Source organism: Sciscionella marina DSM 45152 (assembly GCF_000379465.1).
Taxonomy (GTDB): Bacteria; Actinomycetota; Actinomycetes; order Mycobacteriales; family Pseudonocardiaceae; genus Sciscionella; species Sciscionella marina.
Genome location: NZ_KB905458.1, coordinates 75,545 through 98,715, shown reverse-complemented (window position 1 = coordinate 98,715; position 23,171 = coordinate 75,545). Strand labels below are relative to the sequence as shown.

General features: G+C 68.9%; 27 protein-coding genes and 2 riboswitches. Of the genes, 10 read left to right on the top strand and 17 right to left on the bottom strand.

Annotated elements, in window-relative coordinates; genetic code table 11:
- The first annotated feature begins 13 nt into the window (after positions 1 to 13).
- Entirely contained in the window at positions 14 to 877 is an 864-nt protein-coding gene (locus A37U_RS0139630; protein ID WP_020502201.1) for a phytanoyl-CoA dioxygenase family protein, read from the top strand.
- 265 nt (positions 878 to 1,142) lie between these two features.
- Here the strand turns inward: A37U_RS0139630 and A37U_RS0139625 are convergent, their stop codons facing one another.
- Positions 1,143 to 2,069, bottom strand: coding sequence for an NADP-dependent oxidoreductase (locus A37U_RS0139625; RefSeq protein WP_020502200.1), 927 nt, complete (start codon positions 2,067 to 2,069; stop codon positions 1,143 to 1,145).
- Between the two features lie 48 nt (positions 2,070 to 2,117).
- Here A37U_RS0139625 and A37U_RS0139620 point away from each other — a divergent pair, with 48 nt between their 5' ends.
- Entirely contained in the window at positions 2,118 to 2,504 is a 387-nt protein-coding gene (locus tag A37U_RS0139620; RefSeq protein WP_020502199.1) for a winged helix-turn-helix transcriptional regulator, read from the top strand.
- Here the strand turns inward: A37U_RS0139620 and A37U_RS0139615 are convergent.
- The 3 genes from A37U_RS0139615 to A37U_RS47655 form a co-directional block, all read right to left on the bottom strand.
- On the bottom strand, positions 2,501 to 2,887 hold the full coding sequence (locus tag A37U_RS0139615) for an MmcQ/YjbR family DNA-binding protein (RefSeq protein ID WP_020502198.1): 387 nt from the start codon (positions 2,885 to 2,887) through the stop codon (positions 2,501 to 2,503). The genes A37U_RS0139620 and A37U_RS0139615 overlap by 4 nt on opposite strands.
- Complete coding sequence (locus tag A37U_RS47660) at positions 2,887 to 3,672, bottom strand: SGNH/GDSL hydrolase family protein (protein ID WP_020502197.1); 786 nt, start codon at positions 3,670 to 3,672, stop codon at positions 2,887 to 2,889. The genes A37U_RS0139615 and A37U_RS47660 overlap by 1 nt, the downstream gene beginning before the upstream one ends.
- A gap of 118 nt (positions 3,673 to 3,790) precedes the next feature.
- Positions 3,791 to 4,192, bottom strand: coding sequence for a hypothetical protein (locus A37U_RS47655; RefSeq protein ID WP_020502196.1), 402 nt, complete (start codon positions 4,190 to 4,192; stop codon positions 3,791 to 3,793).
- A gap of 288 nt (positions 4,193 to 4,480) precedes the next feature.
- On the opposite strand from A37U_RS47655, the gene A37U_RS0139595 reads away from it, so the two are divergent.
- Entirely contained in the window at positions 4,481 to 5,125 is a 645-nt protein-coding gene (locus A37U_RS0139595; RefSeq protein ID WP_020502194.1) for a DUF3159 domain-containing protein, read from the top strand.
- Here A37U_RS0139595 and A37U_RS0139590 read toward each other — a convergent pair.
- From A37U_RS0139590 to A37U_RS0139580, 3 genes are all read right to left on the bottom strand, one after another.
- Positions 5,107 to 6,072 carry an N-acetylglucosamine kinase gene (locus tag A37U_RS0139590; RefSeq protein WP_020502193.1) on the bottom strand — a complete coding sequence of 322 codons (966 nt, stop codon included), beginning with the start codon at positions 6,070 to 6,072 and terminating at the stop codon, positions 5,107 to 5,109. The genes A37U_RS0139595 and A37U_RS0139590 overlap by 19 nt on opposite strands.
- Positions 6,069 to 7,061 (bottom strand): SIS domain-containing protein, encoded by a 993-nt coding sequence (locus A37U_RS0139585; protein ID WP_020502192.1) that lies wholly within the window; start codon positions 7,059 to 7,061, stop codon positions 6,069 to 6,071. Before A37U_RS0139585 ends, A37U_RS0139590 begins: the two co-directional genes overlap by 4 nt.
- Before the next feature lie 71 nt (positions 7,062 to 7,132).
- On the bottom strand, positions 7,133 to 8,089 hold the full coding sequence (locus A37U_RS0139580; protein WP_020502191.1) for a threonine ammonia-lyase: 957 nt from the start codon (positions 8,087 to 8,089) through the stop codon (positions 7,133 to 7,135).
- 133 nt (positions 8,090 to 8,222) lie between these two features.
- On the opposite strand from A37U_RS0139580, the gene A37U_RS0139575 reads away from it, so the two are divergent.
- Positions 8,223 to 9,218 (top strand): hypothetical protein, encoded by a 996-nt coding sequence (locus A37U_RS0139575; RefSeq protein WP_157183325.1) that lies wholly within the window; start codon positions 8,223 to 8,225, stop codon positions 9,216 to 9,218.
- Here A37U_RS0139575 and thiE read toward each other — a convergent pair.
- On the bottom strand, positions 9,199 to 9,867 hold the full coding sequence (gene thiE, locus A37U_RS0139570; RefSeq protein WP_020502189.1) for a thiamine phosphate synthase: 669 nt from the start codon (positions 9,865 to 9,867) through the stop codon (positions 9,199 to 9,201). The two genes, A37U_RS0139575 and thiE, sit on opposite strands and share 20 nt — an antisense overlap.
- A gap of 143 nt (positions 9,868 to 10,010) precedes the next feature.
- Positions 10,011 to 10,120, top strand: a riboswitch (TPP riboswitch).
- Here thiE and thiO point away from each other — a divergent pair.
- From thiO to A37U_RS0139540, 5 genes are all read left to right on the top strand, one after another.
- A complete protein-coding gene (gene thiO, locus A37U_RS0139560) occupies positions 10,112 to 11,176 on the top strand; it encodes a glycine oxidase ThiO (protein WP_020502187.1) in 1,065 nt (354 codons plus the stop codon). Its footprint overlaps the riboswitch before it by 9 nt.
- On the top strand, positions 11,173 to 11,370 hold the full coding sequence (gene thiS / locus A37U_RS0139555; protein ID WP_020502186.1) for a sulfur carrier protein ThiS: 198 nt from the start codon (positions 11,173 to 11,175) through the stop codon (positions 11,368 to 11,370). Before thiO ends, thiS begins: the two co-directional genes overlap by 4 nt.
- Positions 11,363 to 12,127: a thiazole synthase gene (gene thiG / locus A37U_RS0139550; protein WP_020502185.1), complete on the top strand. Its 765-nt coding sequence runs from the start codon at positions 11,363 to 11,365 to the stop codon at positions 12,125 to 12,127. Before thiS ends, thiG begins: the two co-directional genes overlap by 8 nt.
- Before the next feature lie 76 nt (positions 12,128 to 12,203).
- Positions 12,204 to 12,668 carry a MarR family winged helix-turn-helix transcriptional regulator gene (locus A37U_RS0139545; RefSeq protein WP_020502184.1) on the top strand — a complete coding sequence of 155 codons (465 nt, stop codon included), beginning with the start codon at positions 12,204 to 12,206 and terminating at the stop codon, positions 12,666 to 12,668.
- A gap of 122 nt (positions 12,669 to 12,790) precedes the next feature.
- On the top strand, positions 12,791 to 13,651 hold the full coding sequence (locus A37U_RS0139540; protein WP_020502183.1) for an SAM-dependent methyltransferase: 861 nt from the start codon (positions 12,791 to 12,793) through the stop codon (positions 13,649 to 13,651).
- 1 nt (position 13,652) lies between these two features.
- Here the strand turns inward: A37U_RS0139540 and A37U_RS0139535 are convergent, their stop codons facing one another.
- Positions 13,653 to 14,018, bottom strand: a complete 366-nt coding sequence (locus A37U_RS0139535) for a DUF1707 SHOCT-like domain-containing protein (RefSeq protein WP_020502182.1) — start codon at positions 14,016 to 14,018, stop codon at positions 13,653 to 13,655.
- Positions 14,019 to 14,055: 37 nt separating this feature from the next.
- On the opposite strand from A37U_RS0139535, the gene A37U_RS0139530 reads away from it, so the two are divergent.
- Positions 14,056 to 14,616, top strand: coding sequence for a TetR/AcrR family transcriptional regulator (locus A37U_RS0139530; RefSeq protein ID WP_020502181.1), 561 nt, complete (start codon positions 14,056 to 14,058; stop codon positions 14,614 to 14,616).
- Here the strand turns inward: A37U_RS0139530 and thiD (A37U_RS0139525) are convergent.
- From thiD (A37U_RS0139525) to A37U_RS0139490, 8 genes are all read right to left on the bottom strand, one after another.
- Positions 14,572 to 15,423 (bottom strand): bifunctional hydroxymethylpyrimidine kinase/phosphomethylpyrimidine kinase, encoded by an 852-nt coding sequence (gene thiD, locus A37U_RS0139525; protein ID WP_020502180.1) that lies wholly within the window; start codon positions 15,421 to 15,423, stop codon positions 14,572 to 14,574. The two genes, A37U_RS0139530 and thiD (A37U_RS0139525), sit on opposite strands and share 45 nt — an antisense overlap.
- 20 nt (positions 15,424 to 15,443) lie before the next feature.
- Positions 15,444 to 16,199 (bottom strand): sulfite exporter TauE/SafE family protein, encoded by a 756-nt coding sequence (locus A37U_RS0139520; RefSeq protein WP_020502179.1) that lies wholly within the window; start codon positions 16,197 to 16,199, stop codon positions 15,444 to 15,446.
- A 10-nt stretch (positions 16,200 to 16,209) separates the two neighbouring features.
- Positions 16,210 to 17,424, bottom strand: a complete 1,215-nt coding sequence (locus A37U_RS0139515) for a M24 family metallopeptidase (RefSeq protein ID WP_020502178.1) — start codon at positions 17,422 to 17,424, stop codon at positions 16,210 to 16,212.
- The gene (locus tag A37U_RS0139510) at positions 17,421 to 18,362 is read right to left on the bottom strand and encodes an FAD-dependent oxidoreductase (protein ID WP_020502177.1); all 942 of its coding nucleotides are present in this window, start codon (positions 18,360 to 18,362) and stop codon (positions 17,421 to 17,423) included. Before A37U_RS0139510 ends, A37U_RS0139515 begins: the two co-directional genes overlap by 4 nt.
- Positions 18,317 to 19,756, bottom strand: coding sequence for a purine-cytosine permease family protein (locus A37U_RS0139505; RefSeq protein ID WP_020502176.1), 1,440 nt, complete (start codon positions 19,754 to 19,756; stop codon positions 18,317 to 18,319). The genes A37U_RS0139510 and A37U_RS0139505 overlap by 46 nt, the downstream gene beginning before the upstream one ends.
- A 98-nt stretch (positions 19,757 to 19,854) precedes the next feature.
- Positions 19,855 to 20,691, bottom strand: a complete 837-nt coding sequence (gene thiD, locus A37U_RS0139500; RefSeq protein WP_020502175.1) for a bifunctional hydroxymethylpyrimidine kinase/phosphomethylpyrimidine kinase — start codon at positions 20,689 to 20,691, stop codon at positions 19,855 to 19,857.
- Between the two features lie 28 nt (positions 20,692 to 20,719).
- Entirely contained in the window at positions 20,720 to 22,357 is a 1,638-nt protein-coding gene (gene thiC / locus A37U_RS0139495; protein WP_026198102.1) for a phosphomethylpyrimidine synthase ThiC, read from the bottom strand.
- Positions 22,351 to 22,460: riboswitch (TPP riboswitch) on the bottom strand. (Overlaps the previous gene by 7 nt.)
- Positions 22,461 to 22,554: 94 nt before the next feature.
- Positions 22,555 to 23,127: a peptide deformylase gene (locus A37U_RS0139490; RefSeq protein ID WP_020502173.1), complete on the bottom strand. Its 573-nt coding sequence runs from the start codon at positions 23,125 to 23,127 to the stop codon at positions 22,555 to 22,557.
- Positions 23,128 to 23,171 lie beyond the last annotated feature (44 nt).

Below are 23,171 nucleotides of genomic sequence, written 5' to 3'. Positions count from 1 at the left end.
AGGCCAGGCGACGATGACCGCGACCGAAGTGCGTAGCGAGGCCCACGACCGTTATCCCACGAGGATCACCGGCGAGACGCATCTGCTGGAGCGGGTCGAGCCGACGGTCTGGTCCGATGAAGCGGACGGACCGATGGACGCGGGTGATCTCGCGGCACACGCCGCGCGTGGTTACTCGATCGTCGATGGCCTCCTGTCCCCGGCAGAGGTACAGGCCTACTGGTCCGAGTTGCACCGGCTCTATGTGGACGAGGGGCTGCGCTCGGATGAGCGGCTGGCCTTCGACGCGGAGACCGGGGAGCTCACCTCGATCTTCGCGGTGCACGAGATCAGCGAGCTGTTCACCGAACTCGTGCGCGATCCCCGGGTGCTCGACCGGGCCCGGCAGGTGCTCGGTTCCGAGGTGTACGTGCACCAGAGCAAGGTCACCCTGGTTCCCGGGTTCACCGACCCCGGCTACTTCTGGCGTTCGGAGTTCGAGCGCTGGCACGCCGAGGACGGGATGGCGGCACCGCGCGCGGTGAGCGTGTCGATCACGCTCGCCGACGCGTTCGCCTCCGGCGGGGCGATGATGCTGATGCCCGGATCGCACCGCACCTTCGTCAGCTGTGGGCCGGACAAGAACCCACCGCGTACCGATATCACCAAGCTCGCGGCCGAGCACGGCATCGAGCAGTTCACCGGCCAGGCGGGCGCCGCGCTGCTCGCCGACTGCAATGTGCTGCACGGGGCGGGAAGCAACATCACCCCGTACCCGCGCTCGAGCATCTGGCTGGCCTTCAACAGCGTGGAGAACCCGCTGGTCGAACCGTTCAGCGCGGAGGCGCGCCGCCCTGAGCATCTGGCTAGCCGTCAGGTCGACACGATCGAGTACTGATAAGTGCGTACCCCTGCTAAATGTGACCTAGAGCACGCATGGCACTGTGTTGATCACCTGATAGCGCAAGCTAGGGTGGCAGGACGGTACGGAACACGATGGCTCAGTTACGTACCGTAGTTCCTCGCGGTGACCATGCCGATTTCGACGCTCGGGGTCCGAATCGGTGTGGAACCGACGTGGAGTACGGCCCCGTGCCGTCCGCTGTCAAAGCGAACGGTTCGGGGCCGTTTTATGTCTTTCCCGCAGGCACCGGCGACCGGGATCAGCCGGTGAGGACGAGTTTTCCCTTGAGGTGACCGTCGTCGAGCAGCCGGTGTGCCTCGGCGACCCGCTCGAACGGGAACGTCTCCTGCACGTGGACCCGGAGCCTGCCCTGTTCGGCGAGTTCGGCGAGACCGCGCAGGGCGAACGGATCGGGGTCGACCGCGATGCCGCTGAACCGCATGTCGGCCGCCTCGAACCTGGCGGCGAGTTCCGCGTCCTCATCGGCGACCGCCGTCACCAGGTGACCGCCCGGGCGCAGCACTGCGAGCGAGCGCCCGGTGGTGTCGCCGCCGAGCGTGTCGAGCACGAGGTCGATGTCGCGGACCGTCTCGGTGAAATCGACCCTCTGGTAGTCGATCACCTCGTCGGCGCCGAGTCCCTTGACGAACTCCCGTTTGCTTCCGCTGGCGGTCGTGATCACGCGCGCGCCGAGTGCCTTCGCGAGCTGGATCGCGATGTGGCCGATCCCGCCGCCACCGCCGTGGATCAGGACGCGGTCGCCCTCGGTCACGCCGCCGAGGTCGACGAGGCCCTGCCACGCCGTCAGTCCGGCGACCGGCAGCGCAGCGGCCTCGACAGGCGAGAGCGACGCCGGTCTGGGCGCCAGGTGCAATGCCGGGGCCGACACGAATTCGGCGTACGCGTTGGCCGCCCGGGGGAACAGCGGCATCCCGAATACTTCGTCGCCGGGCCGGAACCGGCCGGTCCAGGCCTGCTCGACCACGCCGCTGAGGTCCCAGCCGAGGACGAACGGCGGCTGGCCGATCAGGGGGAACTCCCCGGAGCGCAGGCGCGCCTCCAGCGGGTTCAGCCCGATCGCCCTGACCCGGACGAGGACCTCGGTCGGCAGCGGCTGGGGTTCGGGCGCGTCCACGATGGTCAGTACCTCGGGACCGCCGAACGTCTGCTGGGTGATGGCTCGCATGACTCTCAGATTAGGTTTCCGATAGGTACCGGCAGGTACCTTGGAATCGTGAGCGGATTCGGTCCCGGGGACCCTTTTCTCGCCGATTGTCCGGCGCGGCTGGCGGTCGAGCTGATCGCCGACAAGTGGACGGTGGTCGTGCTCGCCGGTCTCAGCAAGGGCCCGGTGCGCCATGGCGAGCTCGTCGAGGCGATCGGCGGCATCTCGCGCAAGATGCTCACCCAGACGCTCCGGCGGCTCGAAGCGCACGGGCTCGTCCGCCGCCACGCTCATGCTTCAGCGCCGCCCCGCGTGGAATACGAGCTCACCCCGCTCGGCGCGACGCTGACCGGGCCGATTCACGCGCTGACCGAGTGGGCGAAGGCGAACGGCGACGCGATCCTCGACGCGCTGGACGCTGATTCCGGGACGGTCGCCAACCACGGCCGAGACTAGGGCGCGGCGTCGAAGGCCCGGATCGCCGCCTTGGTCGCGGTCATCCGCCAGGCCTGTTCGAGCAGCCCGGCGATCTCGTCCCAGTCCGGGGAAGCGGCATACAGGTCCACGCCGATCCAGCCGCGCGCGCCGAGATAGGCGGGCACGAAGTAGCGCACCGGATCGGTACCGACGAGCGCTTCCTGTTCACCGGGCGGCGCCTTCACCCAGAGCGCGAGCCTGCCATCGCCGTGATGGTCCACGAGAAACCACGCGATCCGCTTGCCACGTACCAGGAATCCGGTGTGCCCGTGCCCGTGCGCGGGTTCGGTCCCGGGCAGCCGTTCGGCGAGCTCGACCAGTTTCGCCCGCGCGTCCTCGCGTTCGGCCGCACCCCAGCCCATCAGGCGAGCCCGTGTTCCCGGGACTCGACCTCGATCGGGGCGAGGCTTGGCCGCTTCGCGGTGACCCCGTCGCCCATCGAGCGCCCGGTCAGCTGGCGGCGCGCCCAGGGCAGCATGTAGGTGCGCATCCAGTCGAGGTCCTTGCGCCGGGAGCGGAACCAGTCGAGCGGGGCCTGCTCCGGCCACGGGGCGTTCCACTCCTGCCCGGTAGGCACCCCGAGGGCCGTGGCCACCCGCAGCGCGATCCTGCGGTGCCCTTCCGGGGTGAAATGCAGCCGGTCATCGGCCCAGGCGCGGGAATCGCCGAGCACCCGCATCCCCCACAGATCGATCGCGGTCGCGCCGTAGCGGCCCGCGATGGACCACAGGTGGCTGTTGTACAGCGCGACCTTGCCGCGCACGGTGCGCATCAGCGGCATGTGCTTGGGATCGGGACCGTTGAACACGACCACATCCGCCCCGCTCTCGGTGAGCCGGGCGACCATGTCTTCGAACCGGCCCGCGAGCGCGTCGATATCGCAGCCGGGCACGATCAGATCGTTGCCGCCGGCACACAGGGTCACCAGATCCGGTCGTTCGGCGAGCGCGATGGGCAGCTGCTCGGTGACGATGTCGTTCATGACCTTGCCGCGCACGGCGAGGTTCGCGTAGGTCAGCCCGGGCTGGACGGCGGCGAGCAGTTCGGCGAGCCGATCGGCCCAGCCGCGGAAACCACCGTCGTCAGCGGGATCGTCCAGGCCCTCCGTGAAGCTGTCGCCGAGCGCCATGAAACTGCGCCACCGCATATGCGTACACCTCCCCGAGCGCCTGCCATGATCAAGGCGAGCATGCCTTATCGGCCGATGGCTACGCCACCGTCAGTTACCATGCCGTAGGTTGTATCGGTGAATCCGCGGGTCGGCGTTACCGAAAATGTGTGCGCTGCGTAGTGATCTGGCACGCGTGCACGAGCAGGGTCACGGTCAGCCCGACGAGCAACAGGGCGACCGGGACATGCGCGGCCATCACATCCGCGTCCCCGAGGGTCGCCTGGACGAAGGTCAGGACGAGCACCACCGCGCCGAGCACGGCCGGCCAGAGCAGCCGGCCGCGGCGCCACAGCCAGAGCGCGCTGAGGGTGGCCAGCAGTGCCGTGGCATGGACGAAGTAGGCGCCGAGGCTGTGCAGGGCGATCGCAGCGCTCGAGCCACCGAGCACGACTCCCGCGGTTACTCCCTGCAGTATCAGAAACACCAGGAGCAGGGCGCTACTTCCGCGCAACAGCCAGATACCGGCGCGATCGGCCCCTGCAAGAGCCTTGTGCATGATGGAAGTATGCGCCTTCTCGGTGTGATTTTCGCGTATTGGTGCCAACGGGGCGAGTTAGGGGACACTAAGTAGGTGGACAAGAGTGCGTCTGAGGACTCTCGTCCGTCGCGAGCGGGAGTCAGCGTGGATGCGGGTGTCCTGCGGGACACCCGCACCCGAGACAGCGGCGGACGAATGAGCCGCAGTGGGTTTCTGCGGTGATTGAGGACGACGCGGCAGATCGCCGCGCTGGCATGCGAAGGTACTTCGCCAACGTTGCAGCGCAGCAGGACATGGAGTTCTCAGATGTGCTCTAAGACTGAGCAGCGGCGGGAATCGTTCGCGAGCCTGCTCGGGGGGCGAACCGCTGCGATCGACGCGAGCCTGCCACCGGTCGGGTTCGTCATCGGATGGCTCGCGAGCTGCCAGTCCATCGAGATCGGCGCGGCTTCGGCGATCGGGCTCGCCCTGGTGATCGCCGTTCTCCGGCTGATCCGCAAGGAGAAACCGCGCGCGGTCATCGTGAGTGTCGCGCTCGTGGTGATCGCCGCCCTGATCGCGCTGCACACCGGGCGCGCCGCGGATTTCTTCCTGCTCCAGTTGCTCTCCAACGCCGCATCGGCGCTCGCCTGGCTGGCCAGCATCGTGGTGCGCTGGCCGTTTCTGGGGATCATCGTCGGCGTGGTGCTCGGCCAGAAGACCCGCTGGCGTAAGGATCCCGCGCTGGTGCGCGCCTATTGCCTCGCCAGCCTGGTGTGGGTCGCCCAGTACCTACTGCGCATCGCGGTCTACGTGCCGCTGTGGCTCGCCGATGAGACGGTCGCGCTCGGGATCGCGCGGCTGGCCCTTTCCTGGCCGGTACAGGTGGTCTGCCTCGCCCTTTCCTGGCTGGTGTTCCAGCGGGTGCTGCCGCGCGAGCATCCCGGGATCCGTCACCCGGTCACCGGGTGAGGCGCGGAGTCGTCCAGCAGTTTCGCGGCGAGCCAGGCGGCACCGTCCCCGCCGTCCCCGGAACCGAGCGGTTCGGTCCCGGTCACCGCTTCGAGGCGGGCGCGCAACCGGTCGGTGAGCGGGCCACCGGGACCGATCAGCCCGCCGGTGAGCACCACCGGCCCGGTGTCCGTGCCGCGTGCGGTCATGGCCAGCCGGACCAGGTGCTCGACCGCGGCGTCCAGGATCCGGATCGCGGACTCGTCCCCGGCGAGCGCGGCCTCGCTGACCAGCGGGGCGAACCGGGCGACCCGGATCGGCGAATCGGCATTGGCCGCGGTGATCACCTCGCTGGACTGGGCGCGCCGCCGGTCGAAGCCGTGTTCCAGGGTGAGCGGGCCGACCGCCTGCTCGTAGACCGCGCGGGCGAGCGGTCCGAGCTCGCCATCGTCCCGCAACAGCGTGTCCAGGCAGGCCCGGATCGCCTCGCGGCCGAGCCAGAACCCCGAGCCCTCGTCACCGAGCAGCCAGCCGTAGCCACCGGCGAGCCGGACCTTGCGGTGTTCGCGCACGCCGACCGCGATCGAACCGGTGCCCGCGACGAGCGCGGTACCGGAAGGGGCGCCGGTCGCCGAGGCGAAGGCGATCTCCACATCGGAGAGCACGGTCAGTTCGCAGTCGATCCCGGTGCTGCGCCAGGCTTTCTCGAAGATCGCGGCGATCTCCGGATCCACCAGTTTGGAGTCCCCGGCCAGTCCGAGTACCGCGGCGCCGACCTGGCCGGGATCGTGCTCGGCGAGCGCGGCGCGCACCGTATCGGCGATCCGGCCCGCGGCCACCTCCGGCGGGTACGAGTTGGGGTTCGAGCCCTCCCCGCGCGCGTTGCCGAGCACGGCTCCGTCCAGGCTGCCGAGCTTGGCCCTTGTCGAGGTGCCGCCGGCGTCGATGCCGACTACGAGCGGATTCATCGGGTCTCGGTGACCTTGTGCAGGCCGCGCGGGTTGTCCGGATCGCCGCCGCGGGCCAGCGCGAGTTCGAGGGCGATCTGCTGCACCGGGATGATCTCCAGCACGGGGGCGAGCTCCTCGGCGCACTCCGGGGTGCGCAGGTTCGCGTTCTCCGCCGAGCCGACGGTGAGCAGGTCCGCGCCCGCGGCTCGCACCGTGTCCAGTACCGGGCCCATGGCCGCGCCGCCCTTGCCCGCGCTGGTGATCGCCAGCACCGGGGTCTGGCGGTCCACCGCGGCCACCGGACCGTGCAGCAGGTCCGCCCCGCTGTAGGAACGGGTCGCCAGGTAGGCGGTCTCGGCGAGCTTCAGGCCCGCCTCGTGCGCGCTGGCCAGCGAGTAACCGCGGCCGCAGGCGATCAGCCGGTCGGCGAACCGGTACCGGTCCGCGGCCTCGGCGACCGGCACCTGCAGCGCGCCGGTCGCGAGCGAGCCGATCTCCCTGGCGTGCTCGGCCCTGCCACCGCGCCAGGCGTCGATGAGCAGGTACAGGGCGAGCAGGGTCGCGGTGTAGCTCTTGGTCGCGGCCACCGCGCGTTCGGTGCCCGCGCCCATGTCCACCGCGAGCTCCGCCGTCTCGTGCAGCGTGGAGTCCGGAGTGTTGGTCACCGCGACGGTGAGCGCGCCCGCGGCCTTGGCGGTCTCGGTGACCTCGAGCAGGTCGGGGGAGCCGCCGCTCTGGCTCGCGGTGATCAGCACGACGTCGGTCAGATCCGGCCGGGCGCCGTAGATGGTCGTCGTGGACGGCGAGACGAGCCCGACCGGCAGCTGGACCAGCGTTTCGATCAGGTACTTCGCGTACAGCGCCGCGTGATCCGAGGAACCGCGGGCGGCCAGCAGCACGAACCGTGGCTTGTGTGCCGCGATCCGTGCGCCCGCCTCGGCGATGGCCCCGTGGTTGGCGACGATGCCGTCGAGTACGGCCGGCTGTTCTGCGATCTCCGCGCGCATGAGCGCCCCTGGTTCGGTCACGCTGCCAGGTTAATGGTCTCCCGCCTCGTACGCTCGGTTCCGGTTCCGGTTCACCGAGCGTGCGTGTCCGTGAGCAGCCGGCCGAGCAGGACCGGGTTGATGTTCCCGCCGGAGACGACCGCGGCGATCCGGCCCTGCGGCAGCGCGGCGCCGTGGTGCAGGAAGGCGGCCGGGGCCACGGCACCGCTCGGTTCGGCGATCAGCCGCGCCTCGAGTGCGAGCCGCCGGACGGTGCCGGTGATCTGTTCCTCGGTCACCGTGAGCACGCCGTCCAGGTGTGCGCGCAGGTGCGCGAAGGTGAGCTCGGAGGGGGTGCTGCGCAGCCCGTCGGCGATGGTGCGGCCCCGTTCGGCACGCGACCATTCGCGGATCACGCCCGCTTCCAGGGATTCCCTGGTGTCCGCGGCCAGTTCCGGTTCCACCCCGTAGACCAGCGCCTTCGGGCGGTGCGCCTTGATCGCGGCCGCGATGCCCGAGGCGAGCCCGCCACCGCTGATCGGCACCAGTACCGCGGCGATGTCCGGCGCGTCCTCGGCGATCTCGCTGCCGATGGTGCCCTGCCCGGCGATCACCGCGGGATCGTCGAACGGGGCGATGAGCGGGTATTCGCGTTCGGCGGCGAGCCGGTGCGCGGTGCTCTCCCGTTCCTCGGGGTCGGTGAGCACCACCTCGGCCCCGTGGCTCCGGGTCGCCTCGATCTTGCGGGCGGGCGCGGTCTCCTCGATCACGATCACCGCGGGCAGCCCGGCGAGCTTCGCGGCGTAGGCGACCGCCTGGGCGTGGTTTCCGCTGGAGTACGCGACTACTCCATTCGGCCGGTCGAGCGAGCGGATCGCATTGACCGCGCCGCGCAGTTTGAACGCGCCGATCGGCTGGAGATTTTCGGGTTTCAGCAATAGTTCGCGGTCAGCCTCGCCGAGGAACGAGGGGAGCAGTGGGGTGCGCACCACGGAACCGGCGATCCGGTCTGCCGCGGCCGCGATCGACGTGCTGTCAACGAGTTTCATAACACCGATCTTATCCTGAGTGTCCATTGTGGACAGATGGGCGTGTGCTCGGCCACGTTCGTGCTAGCCTTGTAACACCGAGGGGGCTTTCGGCGCTAACTGTTCGAGATCACAATTCATCGGCGGGGACGAAGTGAGTAAGGATTCCGAGGAAGGCAAGGGGCTTGGCGTCAGGCCCGTGCAGGTGCTGGCGTATGCCCTCGCGGCGGTCGCCTCCGCCGTGCTCGGTTCCTTCTTCGGATTCTCCGGGACGGTCATCGGCGCCGGAGTGGCGAGCGTGATCTCCACCGTCGGCGCGGCACTTTTCCAGCGCGGCGCGGAGAAGACGACGGAAGCGGCAAAGAAGGCGGCGCGCAATACGGGAGCCCTGCGTGCCCAGCCTTCGGCCGCCCAGCCTCCGAATGCGCAGTCCCCGGGGACCCGGCAGGCGCAACAGCCTCAGCAGGCGCAGCGCACTCAGCAGGGTCCGCAGCCACCGCAGCAACAGCCGCGCACCTCGCCGCTGCAGCAGAACAACCCGGGGCGGGCCACCACGGCCCGCGCCTACCGTCCGGTGGACCCGACCGAGCAGATCGCGAACCTCGCCACCCCGCTGCACGAGCAGCGCACCCGGTACATGGGACCGAACGGCCCGGCGCAGCAGCCGACCCAGCAACAGCGGACGCAGGGTGTGCCGACCGGGCACCGGCCACCGGCCGAGCCGCAGGCCCAATCGGGAACACCCTGGTGGCGGAGGCACCTCAAGCTGCTGATCGGCATGTTCGTGCTGATCTTCGTGATCGGTGTCGGCGGGGTTAGCGCGATCGAACTGCTTTCCGGCGGACCGCTGTCCGGAGGACAGGGCGGTACCTCCTTCGGCAGGCTGGTCAGCGGGGACACCTCGGCCAAGAACAAGGACCAGTCGCCGGCCGATCAGGACAAGGACACCAGCGGCAGCGAGAACGGGACCGAGGAGACCGGGACCACCACGACCACCACGCGGGAAACCACGACGACCACCGAGCAGACCCGCGAGACCGGTGGTAACGAGCAGCCGACCGGGCAGAACGGCCAGCAGCAGTATCAGAACCCCCAAGGCGAGAACGCCCAGGGCAAGAATGCCCCGGAGGCTACGCCGGGAGCCGGCTGACCAGTTCGGCCGCCGCCCACTGTGGATCCTCGGCCTCGGTGAGCGCGCGCACCACGACGACGCGCGAGGCACCCGCGTCGAGTACCTCGTCCAGGCGTTCGGCGTCGATCCCGCCGATCGCGAACCAGGGCCGTTCGGTCGCGAGCTCGGCGACTCCGCGCACCAGGTCGAGCCCGGGGGCGGGGCGACCGGGCTTGGTCGGGGTCGGCCAGCACGGTCCGGCGCAGAAGTAGTCCACCCCGGCCTGTGCCTCGGCGGCCCGTGCCTGCGCGGTGGAATGCGTGGAGCGCCCGATAAGCACATCTTCGCCGACGATGTCCCTGGCAAGTTCGACGGGCAGATCGTCCTGGCCGAGATGCAGCACATCCGCACCGGCGAACCGGGCGATGTCGGCCCGGTCGTTCACCGCGAGCAGCGCACCGTGCCGGGCACACGCCTCGGCGAGTACTTCGAGCGCGGCCAGTTCCGCCGCGGCTTCGAGCGGCGCACCCCCGGTCTTGTCCCGCAACTGCAGGATGTCCACCCCGCCGGAGAGCACCGCATCGGCGAACTCCGCGAGGTCCCCCTGCTCGCCGCGGGCGTCCGTGCACAGATAGAGCCGTGCGCGGTCGAGGCGCTGTCTGCGTTGCTCCCCATCGAATCCAGGCATGGTGTCGACCCTAACGGGCGCCCCGGTGGACGGTGTCCGCATCCACGAAACACATTCGGTCGCCGAACGGATCCGCGGGGTGACAACGTGCTCGGGGATGTCGCTCGGCATGCGGGCGACACCGGCGCGGGGGAGTAAGGTTGTGGTGTTCGCACGGGAGCCGGGGTGACCGGCTGAGAGGGGACCTGAGCCGGTCCCGACCGTCGAACCTGATCCGGATAATGCCGGCGCAGGGAGCGTGGGAATGCGGTCGCAACGGGAAATCATCGTGGTCGGCGCGGGCGTGATCGGGCTGTCGATCGCGTGGCGCACGGCCCGCGCGGGTCATCGGGTCACCATCCTGGATCCGGATCCGCACGGCTCGGCCTCCTGGGTGGCGGGCGGCATGCTCGCCCCGATCGCTGAGGCCTGGCCGGGCGACGAGGAGGCGCTGCGGCTCGGGCTCGCCTCGATCGAGCGGTGGCCGCGGTTCGCCGCCGAACTCGCCGCGGACGGGCACGATCCGCTGCTGCGCACCGAGGGAACCCTGCTCACCGGGGTGGACACCGCCGACCGGGAAGTGCTCGACACCCTCGCCGGGTACCTCGACCACCTCGGGCACCCGGTGGAGAAGCTGACCGGTTCCCGGTTGCGGCGGATGGAACCCCTGCTCGGGCCCGCGGTGCGCGGCGGGCTGCACATGCCGGGTGATCTCGCCGTGGACAACCGTGCGCTGCTGCGCGGACTGCTCGCCGCCGCGACCGAACGCGGGGCGGTGCACATCCCGGAGCGGGTGGCCGAGATCGGGGCCCACCGGGTGCGCACCGAACAGGGCGAGGTGTTCGAGGCCGATGCGGTGGTGCTCGCCGCGGGGGCGTGGAGCGCACGACTGCATCCGGAACTCGCCGAATCGGTGCGGCCGATCAAGGGCGAGGTGCTGCGACTGCGCGCTCGCCGCGGTTCGCTTCCCCCGCAAGGGAAAACCGTGCGCGGCATCGTGCACGGGCGGCCGGTCTACCTGGTGCCGCGGGCAGACGGGGAGATCGTGCTGGGGGCAACGCAGTACGAGGCGGGGTTCGACACCGCGCCCGCGCTCGGCGGGGTGCGTGACCTGATCGCCGACGCCGAGACCCTGGCGCCGAGCCTCGCGGACTATGAGCTCACCGAGGTCTCCGCCGGGGTGCGCGCGGGAAGCGTGGACAACGCGCCCGTGCTCGGCGCGCTCTCCGACGGGGTCATCGCCGCCGCCGGGCACCACCGCAACGGTCTGCTGCTCGCCCCGCTCACCGCGGACCGGATCACCGAGTTGTTCCTGAAGGAGTTGGTATGAAAGTCACCGCGAACGGTCAGGTACACGAACTGCGCGAGGGCGCGCTGACCGAACTGCTCGACGCGCTCGGCACCCCGGAGCGCGGGGTCGCCGTCGCCGTGGACGGGCGGGTCGTCGCGCGCGGGCAGTGGTCGGAAACCATGCTCACCGAGGGCGCGAAGATCGAGATTCTCACGGCGGTGCAAGGTGGATGACGCGCTCGTGATCGCGGGCACCAAGTTCGGCTCGCGACTGATCACCGGAACCGGGGGAGCGGGAAATCTCGCCGTGCTCGAACGGGCTCTGCTCGCCTCGGAGACCGAACTGACCACGGTGGCCATGCGCAGGATGGACGCCGAGAACGGGACGGGCGTGCTCGACCTGTTGCGGCGCAACGACATCGCCCCGTTGCCGAACACCGCGGGCTGTCGTAGTGCCGCCGAGGCCGTGCTCACCGCGCGGCTGGCCAGGGAGGCGCTGGAGACCGGCTGGGTCAAACTCGAAGTCGTCGCCGATGAGCAGACCCTGCTTCCCGAACCGGTGGAACTGCTCGAAGCGGCCGAACAGCTCGTCGAGGACGGGTTCACCGTGCTCGCGTACACCAATGACGATCCGGTGCTCGCGCTGCGCCTGGAACAGGCCGGTTGTGCCGCCGTGATGCCCGCCGGTTCACCCATCGGCACCGGCCTGGGCATCAACAACCCGCACAACATCGAGCTGATCGTGGCGCGCGCGCAGGTGCCGGTCATCCTGGACGCCGGGATCGGGACCGCGTCCGATGCCGCGCTGGCCATGGAGCTCGGTTGCGCCGGTGTCCTGCTCGCCACCGCCGTCACCAGGGCGAGCGATCCGGAGGGGATGGCCACCGCGATGCGGCACGCCGTGCTCGCGGGCAGGCATGCGCACTGCGCTGGGCGCATCCCGAAACGGTTCTGGGCGCAGGCCTCCAGCCCTGGAGTGCCCGAGCCCTGATACGGCGACCCTGACAAACGCGGAACATCGGACATGGTTCGCTCGTTGCCTGCACAACGCAGAGAGGATGCGGGCTATGACGACTGGACAACTATCGAGTTCCTCGGCTTCGGAGGACCCGACGAGCGACGATGCCACCAAGCGGCTGTACCTCGTCGTCGCACGGCTGTCCCGGTCCCTGCGCAGGCGCGGGGACATGCACGGTCTCGGCCACGGCGCCGTTTCGGCCCTGGCCACGCTCGTCGTCTCGGACGCCATGCGGCTCGGCGACCTCGCGGCCAAGGAAGGTGTGGCCGCGCCGACCCTCTCGCGGATGATCGCCGCCTTGGTGGACAAGGGTTATGTGGCGCGGGAACCCGATCCCGCCGACGGCCGCGCCTCGCTGGTCGCGCCGACCGAGCTCGGCCGGGCAATGATCATGGAGATGCGGTCCTCGCGCATGCAGGAGCTGCACCGCCGGCTTGGCCGGCTCGACCAGGCACAACGCCAGACCCTGTTCGAGGCCCTGAATTCGCTCGAGACCCTGATCTCCGACGACTGAGTACGACTGAGATCGAGCTCACGCACCCGCAGCGGGGATGCTTTATGTACCCGCCCGGCTACGCCGTGCTAATACTTGGTTAGTACCACTAAGCAAGTATCAGCCGGTGTGGAGGTGTGGGTATGACGGTCGAATACCAGCAGTGGGACATCGTCTCCAGCGTCGGGCTGACCGCGCTCGCGGTCGCTGCCGGGCGCGCACTGGAGGCGAACGGCGCGACACCGCTGGTGAAGGATTCGTTCGCGGAGCAGTTCGTGCACGCGGCGAACCCGCCCGAACCGTTGCCGACCCGGCCGGACGACGCGGACGGCCCGGTCTGGGGACAGATGGCCACGCACATGGCGCTGCGCACCCGATTCCTCGATGATGTCGTGCTCGAGGCCAAGCCGAGCCAGCTGGTGATCCTCGCTGCCGGGCTGGATGTGCGCGCCCACCGGCTCGCCCTTCCGCCGAACTGCCGGGTGTTCGAGGTCGACCAGCCGAAGGTGCTCGAGTTCAAGCAGCAGGTGCTGGACGCCGAAGGCGCCGAACCGGCCTGCGCCCGCACCGCGGTGCCCACCGATCTGCGCGATGACTGGGTTTCCGCGCTGCGCGAGTCCGGGTTCGATCCGGACGAGCCCTCGGTGTGGCTCGCCGAAGGCCTGCTGCCCTATCTGCCGGGACGTGCCGAGGAAGAGCTGTTCGACCGGATCCACGCGCTCTCCGCCCCGGGTAGCGCGCTCGCGGTGCAGGTGCACGACGGGGACTTCACCGCGATGTTCGAGGATTCCTTCGTGGTGGACACCGCCCAGGCGCTCGGGGTCGACCTGCAGGGACTGTTCAGCACGGAACCACGCCGCGATCCGGGGGAGTGGCTGCGCTGGGCCGGCTGGGCGACCACCGAAACGGGCGCGGCAGAACTGGAGCAGCGCTACGACCGTCCACTCCCGGAGGACGGCGGGACGCTGGCGCGCGCCAACCGGTTCCTGGTGGCGCGCCGGTAGATCATTGCTTTTCCGGCCAGAACAGGTAGCTGATCAGGATCAGCGCCCAGATGCCGATCGGGATCCCCGGCCAGAAGGACCGCAGTTCCCCGTGCGCCAGGCAGATCCCGCCCCAGATCGCGGTCAGCAGCACCGATCCGCCGAGGAAGTAGCTCCACTCCGCGCGCCAGGCATGGCGTTCCTCGCGGTCGAGTTCGGCGCGGCTGCGCGGCAGATCGCCGTGCAGCGCGTCGAGTTCATCGGTGGTGACCGCCTGATTCGCCCGATCCAGCCGGTGTTCGTACTCGGCGAGATCGAGGCGCCCTTCGCCCATCGCGTCGGCGAGCCGCCCCGCGACGGCCTCCCGTTCCGCATCCGAAGCCCGCATGTTCCCTCCTTTTAGATACGAGTGTATCTTAAACATCGTGCCGAAGATTGTCGACCGGGATGCGGTCCGCAGGGACATCGCGCTCGCCTTGCTGCGGGTGCTCGCCGAACAGGGGATCGAGGCGGTGAGCGTGCGCACCGTGGCCGCGGCCGCGGGACGATCCCCCGGTGCGGTGCAGAAGTACTTCGCCACCAAGGAGGAACTGCTCACCGCCGCGTTCGAGCTCTACTGCGAGCGCTCGGGTGACCGGATCGCGGCGGTCCCGCGCGGGGCGGACCGGGCGGAGACGGTCACCGCACTGGTCGCGGCGACCCTGCCCCTCGACGAGCAGAGTCGGCTGGATGCCCTTGTGCTGCACGAATTCGCGCTGCGCGCCGCGCACGAGGAGCGGATCGCCGCGCGGCTGCGCGAACTGGACCGCGACGTACTCGAGGAGCTGATCGCGTTCACCGGGCTGCCCGCGGCCGCGGCCTCGGCACTGTTCGCGGTCTCGGACGGGCTCGCGATGCGTCTGCTCTACGGTTCGCAGTCGCGCACCGAGGCGATGGCAACGCTAAGGACGAGTGTCGCCGCCGTCCTGGAGGCGCCAGAACACTGAAACCGGCCCGACTTTCGCGCCGATGGGGTAGGCGGCGCGCACGGATTCGGTGACGAACCATTTGGCCGCGCGGGCCGCCTCGCTCATCGGCATGCCGTGCGCGAGCCCCGCGGTCAGCGCCGAGGCCATCGCATCGCCCGCGCCGTGCGTGTGGGTGGTGCCGAACCGAGGGCCGGGCAGTTCGGTGAAGCTGGTGCCGTCGTAGAGCAGATCGACGCATTCCGGGTCGGCTTCCAGGTGCCCGCTTTTGACCAGCACCCACCGCGGACCCATATCGTGCAGGATCCGCGCCGCTTCGTGCATTCCCTCCCGGTCCCGCACCCGGAGGCCGGTGAGCAGCCGCACCTCGTCCAGATTCGGGGTCAGCACCGTGGCGCGCGGCAGCAAGCGATCGATGAGTGCGCGCTGCCCGGCCGTGTCGAACAGGGCTTCACCGGTCATGGAGGCGGCGACCGGATCGACGACGAACGGAATGCGGTCCCCGATCCCCAGACGTGCACAGGCATCGGCGACCGCCTCGATGATCGGGGCGGAGGCGAGCATGCCCGTTTTCGCCGCACCGACCCCCATATCGGCGGCCACCGCCTCGATCTGCGCGGCCACCGTCGCGGCCGGGACGTCGTGGCGCCCGTGCACCCCGAGGGTGTTCTGCACGGTCACCGCGGTCACCGCGACCAGGCCGTGCACCCCGCAGGCGAGAAACGTCCGCAGATCCGACTGCAGACCGGCCGCACCGCCGGAATCGGAACCGGCGATGGTCAGCGCGGTCGGCGGCGTGGTCCCTGGCGACGGCAGTGGGAAAGTCACCCGGCCAGGGTAACGCGTGGCTACAGCAGCAGGCGCACGATCGCCGCGATTCCGATGATCACGATCACCGAGCGCAGCACGATCGGGGAGAGCTTGCGGCCGATCTTCGCGCCGAGCAGGCCGCCGAGGATCGAGCTCACCGCGAGGATTCCCACCACCGGCCAGCTGATCGGCGCGATGAACGCGTAGATGACGCCCGCGACCAGGTTCACGATCGCGGAGAGCACGTTCTTGAAGGCGTTGAGTCGTTGCAGCGGATCGTGCAGCAGCAGGCCCATCACCCCGACCAGCATGATGCCCTGGGCCGCGGTGAAGTAGCCGCCGTAGATACCGATGAGGAAGACGAGGAAATACAGCAGTGGCCCGGAATGCCCGGTGTCCTCGCCGCCCCTTCGCTTGCGCACCATGGCGGAGACCTTGGGCTGGACGATCACCAGCAGCACGGCGATCCCGACGAGCACCGGAACCACGGACTCGAACGCGTCCTGGGGAAGGGAAAGCAGCAGCGCGGTTCCGCCGATGGCGCCGAAGAACGAGGCGATCCCGTAGCGCAGCAGGCGATCACGCTGCCCGGTCAGTTCGTGCCGGTACCCATAGGCGCCGGTGATGCTCCCAGTGATCAGTCCGATGGCATTGGAGGTGGTCGCGGTCAGCGGCGGATAGCCGAGCGCCACCAGAACCGGGAACGTGACCAGGGTTCCCGAGCCGACGACGGTATTGATCGTGCCCGCCCAGACTCCGGCGAGCGCGATCAGCACGCCATGCCACCACGTCATGCGGGAAACCCTAGATCGGGATGAGTTCCGGAGATCCGTGAGTTAAGGCACAGGCACCGTTCTCGGTGACGGTGAAGGTCTGGCTCAGCCCGACACCCATGACACCGAACGAGCGGAACGAGGCGGGAATGTGGAACACCATGCCCGCCTGCAGTGGCTGCTCGTTCGCGGTGGTGAGGTAGAACGGCGCGCCGTCCATCCAGTGCGGCGGGTGCGCGATCCCGATCGGGTAGCCGAACATGTGGTGGAACACCTCGTCATCGCGCAGCGGGCCGAGCTCGCGCAGCGCGTGTTCGGCGACCTGGGCGCAGGGAACGCCGGGGCGCGCGGCATCGAGCACGGCGGCGACCGCGGTACCGGCGAGGGATTCGAGCCTGCGCGCCTTCTCCGGCGGTTCGCCGCGGCACAGGGTGCGCATCACCGGGGCGTGGTAGCGGCGATGGGTCCCGGCGAACTCGATGAAGGTGACCTCCGCCAGCGGGGTGCCGCGCCAGGTGGAGTGCGCGATCCCGCCGCGCGGCCCGGTCGCCACGACCGGTCCCCACGCGGATTTCGAGTCGGCATCGCGCAGCAGCGCCTCGCTGATCGCCGCACCGACCTCGTTGTCCAGGACGCCCGGTTCGCGGGCCGCGGCCACCGCCGCGTCCACCCCGCGCTGGGTGATCTCCGCCGCGGCGCGCACATGGTCGAGTTCGGCGGGGGAGAGCACGAGTCGCTGGCGCTCGACGAGATTGTCGGCCTCCACAATGGACACTCCGGCGGCGCGCAGTGCCTCGAGCGCAATCGGCGGGGTGTTCGGCGCGCTCGTGTCGATGGCGAGCCGCCGGGTTTCCGGCAGCACCCGGGCGACGTGCCCGCAGATCGCTTCGAGTGCCCGGTGCATCGTGGAATAGTCGCAGTAGAGGATGTCCGCGCCGACCGAACTGGCCACCGCGCGCCCGATCTCCAGGTCCAGCACGTAGAGATAGCATGCGTCCGCGGTGACCAACAGCGGCTGCGGTGCGGTTTCCGCGGAAAAGTACCCGCTCAGATAGTCCACACTGGACGGGCGGAACACCAGGATCGCGTCCGCGCCGAGTTCGGCAAGCCCGGCGCGGGTCCGCTCGACCCGTTCGGCGTACTCCGCCTCGGTGAAGGCGCGTGGTTCGGCTTCCCCGACGCGCGCCAGCGCATCCGGTTCGAGGCAGTGGGCGGGGCGGACCTCGCCGAGTCCGGTGATGTTCATGATTGCAGTACCTCCGCGATTTCCTCGGCGCAGCCCCAGGAAAGGGTGACGCCTGCACCGCCGTGTCCGTAGTTGTGCACGCACAGCCTGCTGTTCGCGAGCCGTTTTGATTCCAGGCGAACCCCGCCGGCGCGCGCGGGGCGCAGGCCGATCCGGGATTCGAGCCGTTCGGCTTCGGCGATTCGCGGATCCAGCCCGGCGCATCTGGCCACGATCCGGTCCGCCTCCGCGGCGCCTCCGGCGAGGCTCCATTCCGCGGAATCCGTTGTGCCGCCGAGAATGCAGCTGTCCGGCTGTGGAATGATGTAGGCCTCGCCTTCCGGGTTGTCGAAGTCCGCGAGCACCCGCTCGATGCCCGGATTGCGCACCCGGACCACCTGCCCTCGGATCGGGTACATGCCCATGTCTCCGGCGAGTCTTCCGGCGGCGAGACCGGAACAGTTGACCAGCACCTCACCGTGTTCGCTCGCCTCGGCCAGCGAATTCACCCGGATCCGTTGCACCGCACCGAATCGCTCGCGCAGATAGGGCAGGTACCGGCGCATGTCGATCACCGGCTGGTCGAACACGTAGCTGTCCACGAAACCGGGCGGCAGTTCGGTCCGGGGCAGCCTGCCGAGCGTGCCCACCGCATCGGCCCACCAGGGTTCGCGGGTCACCGGGTCACGCCACAACTGGTGACACTCGCGGAGCAACACACCCGATTCCGGCTCGGTGCGCAGTTCCTCGAACACCGCCCTGCTCACCCGCGCCCAGTGGTTGACCCGCTCCGGCGGGTCCACTTTGTACGGGAACCAGGTCGCGCCCGCCACGGCCGACGTGGTCCGCTCCGGTTCCTCGGCGCTGAGCACGGTGACTCGAAAACCCTTGTCCTGTAAGGCGATCGCGGCGGTCAGTCCGCAGACGCCCGCACCGAGGACGGCGATCTCGGCTCGCATTCCACCTCCCCGCTGACCCGGCCGCGCATCAGTACCGGATAGATCGCCCCCGCCACGATCGCGCCGATCACCCAGGAAATATCCCCGCCGTGCAAGGCATCCGCGATCGGCCCGGTGTACACATCGTTGTTCATGAACGGGATCTGCACCGCGAACCCGACGAAGTAGGAGATCATGCCGGGCACGTTGATCCGGCCGTAGATCCCCTTCGGATCGTGCATCTGGTGCACGTCATAACGCCCTTTGCGCACCGCGTAGTAGTCGACGAGGTTGATCGCCGTCCACGGGATCATCAGGGTGAGCACCAGGACCAGGAAGGTCCGGAAGGCGTTCAGCAGGTTGTCCATATAGAGGAAACCCATGTAGGTGGCCAGCGCGGCCACCGGGATCAGGAAGGCGAGCCGCAACGCCAGTCCGCCCTTCCACCGGCGCAGGAAGGTGGTGACGAAGGACAGCGAGGCCATGTAGCCGCCGTAGATGTTCAGCGCGTTGATGCTGAGCACCCCGATCGCCAGGGTCAGGTAGGTGACCACGGCGAACCAGTGCCCGGCGTGGCCCGCGATCGTGCCGATGGCCTCCACCGGACCGCCCGCGAACCGCTGCTGCAGCGCGGCACCGAGCGTCATCAGCCAGACCCCGCTGACCCCGACTCCGGTGTAGGTGTACCAGAACACGCTGGAGATCGAGGTCTTCCCGGGGAGATAGCGCGAATAGTCGGCCACGTACGGGGCGAAGCCGAGCTGCGAGGTCGCGGTGACCGAGACCGCGAGCAGGAACGGCCCGAGCGCGAATCCGGCCCCGGTTTTTCCGGCGCCGACCGGGTGGTCGTCCACGAAGATCAGCAGTATCGAGAGCACCAGGAAGACCGCGGCGACCAGATAGGTCAGGTACTTCTCGAGTTTGTGGATCGCGTTGTAGCCGAAGATCGCGACCAGCAGGCTCAGCGCGGAAAGCAGCACGATCGATACGGGCAGCGGCAGGCCGAACACCGCGGTCAGCGCCTGCGCGCCGAGCACCACCCCGGCCGCGTAGAAACCCAGGTACATCACCACGACGAACACGAGCGGGATCGCCGCCCCGTAGTAACCGAACTGGGCGCGGCTCTGGATCATCTGCGGCAGCCCGAGATGCGGTCCCTGGGCGGAATGGCTGGCCATCAGCAGCGTGCCGAACAGCACCCCGATCAGGATCGCCACCACGGCCCAGCCGAGGCTCAGCCCACCGGCCACGGTGGTCGCGCCCGCGGCGACCACCGGCAGTTCCATGTTCGCGCCGAACCACACGAACATCAGATCCGATGGCTTGCCGTGCCGCAGCTCATGCGGGATGAACTCGATGCTGCGCTTCTCGATGAGGAAGTTCGGCCGCTCTCCGCTCGTCGTTGAGCTACCCATGACGGGGGAGGTTAGCCTGTAGATTGTCAACAATACAACCGTTGACGATCCTACGACCATGCTGCTATGCGGCACGATGCGTGGTTATGCGTGTGCGGTCAGTCGAGATGGGCGTCCGGGGCGAGCCGCCAGAACGCGGAGACCGGGCCGACGCCTTTCCCGTGCGGATAGCCGTCCCGCACGGCATTGGTGACGAACCATTTCCCGTACTCGACCGCGCCCGGCACATCCTTACCCTTGGCGAGGGCCGCCGTGATGGCCGAGGCCATGGTGTCCCCGCCGCCGTGGGTGTTGGAGGTGGCCATTCGCTCGGCGGGCAGTTCGTGGAACTCCGCCCCGTCGTAGAGCACATCCACGCAGTCCGCCTCGTCGTGCAGATGCCCGGCCTTCACCAGCACCCACCGAGGACCGAATCCGTGCAGTGCCCGGGCCGCCGCGCGCATACCGTCCCGGTCGTTCGCCTCGATCCCGGTGAGCAGGCGCACCTCGTCCAGGTTCGGGGTGATCAGCGTGGCGAGCGGGAACAGCTTGCTCCGCAAGGCTTCCAGGGCATCCTCACGCAGCAGCGGGTCGCCGTGCATGGAGGCGGCGACCGGGTCCACGACGAACGGGGAACCCTTCGCGCCGCCGATCCCGACGGTGCGGGCGCTCTGTGCGACGGTCTCGATGATCGCCGCGGTCGGCAGCATCCCGGTCTTGGCCGCACCGACGCCGATATCGGTGGCCACGGCCTCGATCTGGCCGCTGACCACCGATACCGGCAGCTCGGTGAACCCCTCGACACCCACCGAGTTCTGCACAGTGACCGCGGCGACCGCGAGCATTCCGTGCACCCCGGAGGCGAAGAACGCGCGCAGATCCGCGGCTATTCCCGCGCCGCCGCCGGAATCGGTTCCCGCGATTGTGAGCGCAGTCGGTGGGGTAGTCGTTCGCATGATTACCGCCGTCGTTCGAGTGAGTCGTTCAGTCCGCCGAGACGACCGGAAGGTAGACCTCGGATCCGCGCTCGGCGAACTCCTCGGATTTCTTCCGCATTCCGGCCTCGATCGCCTCGACCGTTTCCAGATTGTTCGCCTTGGCGTATTCCCGCACGTCCTGGGTGATCTTCATGGAACAGAACTTCGGTCCGCACATGGAACAGAAATGCGCGGTCTTCGCGGGCTCGGCGGGCAGTGTCTCGTCGTGATAGGCGCGGGCCGTTTCCGGATCGAGCGCGAGGTTGAACTGGTCGGTCCACCGGAATTCGAACCGGGCGGTGGACAGCGCGTCGTCCCATTCCTGCGCGCGCGGGTGCCCTTTCGCGATATCCGCGGAATGCGCGGCGATCTTGTAGGTGATGACCCCGGTCTTCACGTCATCGCGGTTGGGCAGGCCGAGGTGTTCCTTCGGGGTGACATAGCAGAGCATCGCGGTGCCGAGCCAGCCGATCTGGGCCGCGCCGATCGCCGAGGTGATGTGGTCGTAGGCGGGCGCGATATCGGTGGCGAGCGGCCCGAGCGTGTAGAACGGCGCCTCCCCGCACAGTTCCTCTTCCCGGCGCACGTTTTCCGCGATCTTGTGCATCGGCACGTGCCCGGGGCCCTCGATCATCACCTGCACATCGTGTTCGCGAGCGATGTGGGTGAGTTCGCCGAGCGTCTCCAGTTCGGCGAACTGCGCTCGGTCATTGGCATCCGCGATGGAACCGGGCCGCAACCCGTCGCCGAGCGAGAAGGTCACGTCGTATTCCCGCAGGATCTCGCACAGTTCACGGAAATGCGTGTACAGGAAGGATTCTTTGTGGTGCGCGAGGCACCAGGCAGCCATGATCGAGCCACCGCGCGAGACGATCCCGGTCACCCGGTTCGCGGTGAGCGGCACATAGCGCAGCAGCACGCCCGCGTGCACGGTCATGTAGTCCACGCCCTGCTCGCACTGCTCGATGATGGTTTCCCGGTAGATGTCCCAGGAAAGTTCCGCCGGGTCGCCGTTCACCTTTTCCAGCGCCTGGTACATGGGCACGGTGCCGACCGGGACCGGGGAATTGCGCAGCAGCCATTCCCGGGTCTCGTGGATTCGTTTCCCGGTGGAGAGGTCCATGATGGTGTCCGCGCCCCAGCGGGTCGCCCACACCATTTTCTCGACCTCTTCCTCGACCGAGGAGGTCACCGCGGAATTGCCCATGTTGGCGTTGATCTTCACCAGGAAGTTCTTGCCGATGATCATGGGTTCGGATTCCGGATGGCGGTGATTCGCGGGAATCACCGCGCGGCCCGCGGCCACCTCGGCCCGGACGAATTCGGGATCGAGGGCCTCGCGTTTCGCGATGAACCGCATTTCCTCGGTGACGACTCCGGCCTTCGCGTTCCCGAGCTGGGTGGCTCGCTTTCCATTGCCGGAGCCCTTGTCATGCCAGGGTTCGCGCAACTTGGGCAGGCCGCGGTGCGGGTCGATTTCCGCGTCCTCGTCGGTGTACGGGCCGGAGGTGTCGTAGAGGTCCAGATGCTCGCCGTTGGTCAGTTCCACCCGCCGGAACGGAACGGAATCCTGGTAGACCTTGTGTGATCCGGTGATCGGGCCGAGCGTGATAGCCGGGCGGACACGATCGTCGAGCGTGCTCATCAACATCCCCTTCCTACGCCGGTATTACCCGGACAGGTTCTGCGGTCGGCGACGGTGTAGCCGCCCTCTCAGCCCATTTCCATGAGCTCCCGCGTGTTATGTAATTGGCGCTCTCGACGATAGCCGCCCGCTCCGGGCTTGTCGATGCTCGGTAGCCGGAAACCTCGGCGACCGGAAAACCTCGGCGACCGGAAACCTCAGTGCCCGAACGGATCCGGGTCCTCGCCGGGGTTCCAGGAAAGCCCGGGCACCCCCCAGCCGTTGCGCTTGATCATCCGCTTCGCCTCACGCTTGTAGCGGCCGATGAGGCAGTCCAGGTAGAGGAAGCCGTCCAGGTGCCCGGTCTCGTGCTGCAAGCAGCGGGCGAAGTAACCGGTGCCCTCGACCTCGATCGGTTTGCCGTGCCCGTCGAAGCCGGTGACCTTGGCCCACTGCGCGCGCCCGGTCGGGTATCCCTCGCCGGGGGCGGAGAGGCATCCCTCCATGTCCTCGTCCTCGTCCGGCATACCCTCCGGGATCTCCGAGGTCTCCAGCGCCGGGTTGACCACGACCCCTGTGCGCCGGGCCTTGATCTGCTCGTCGGGGCAGTCGTAAATGAACAGCCGTTTGCCGATGCCGATCTGGTTCGCCGCGAGCCCCACACCGTTCGCCGCGGTGTTCGTCTCGTACATATCCTCGATGAGTTCGCGCAACTCCTCGTCGAACTCGGTGACCGGTTCGGTGGCCGTGTGCAGCACCGGGTCGCCTGCGATACGGATCGGGTGAATCATGGTGGGGAGCCTAACGGGGTGGAAAATGCGGACGCGCCGAGCGT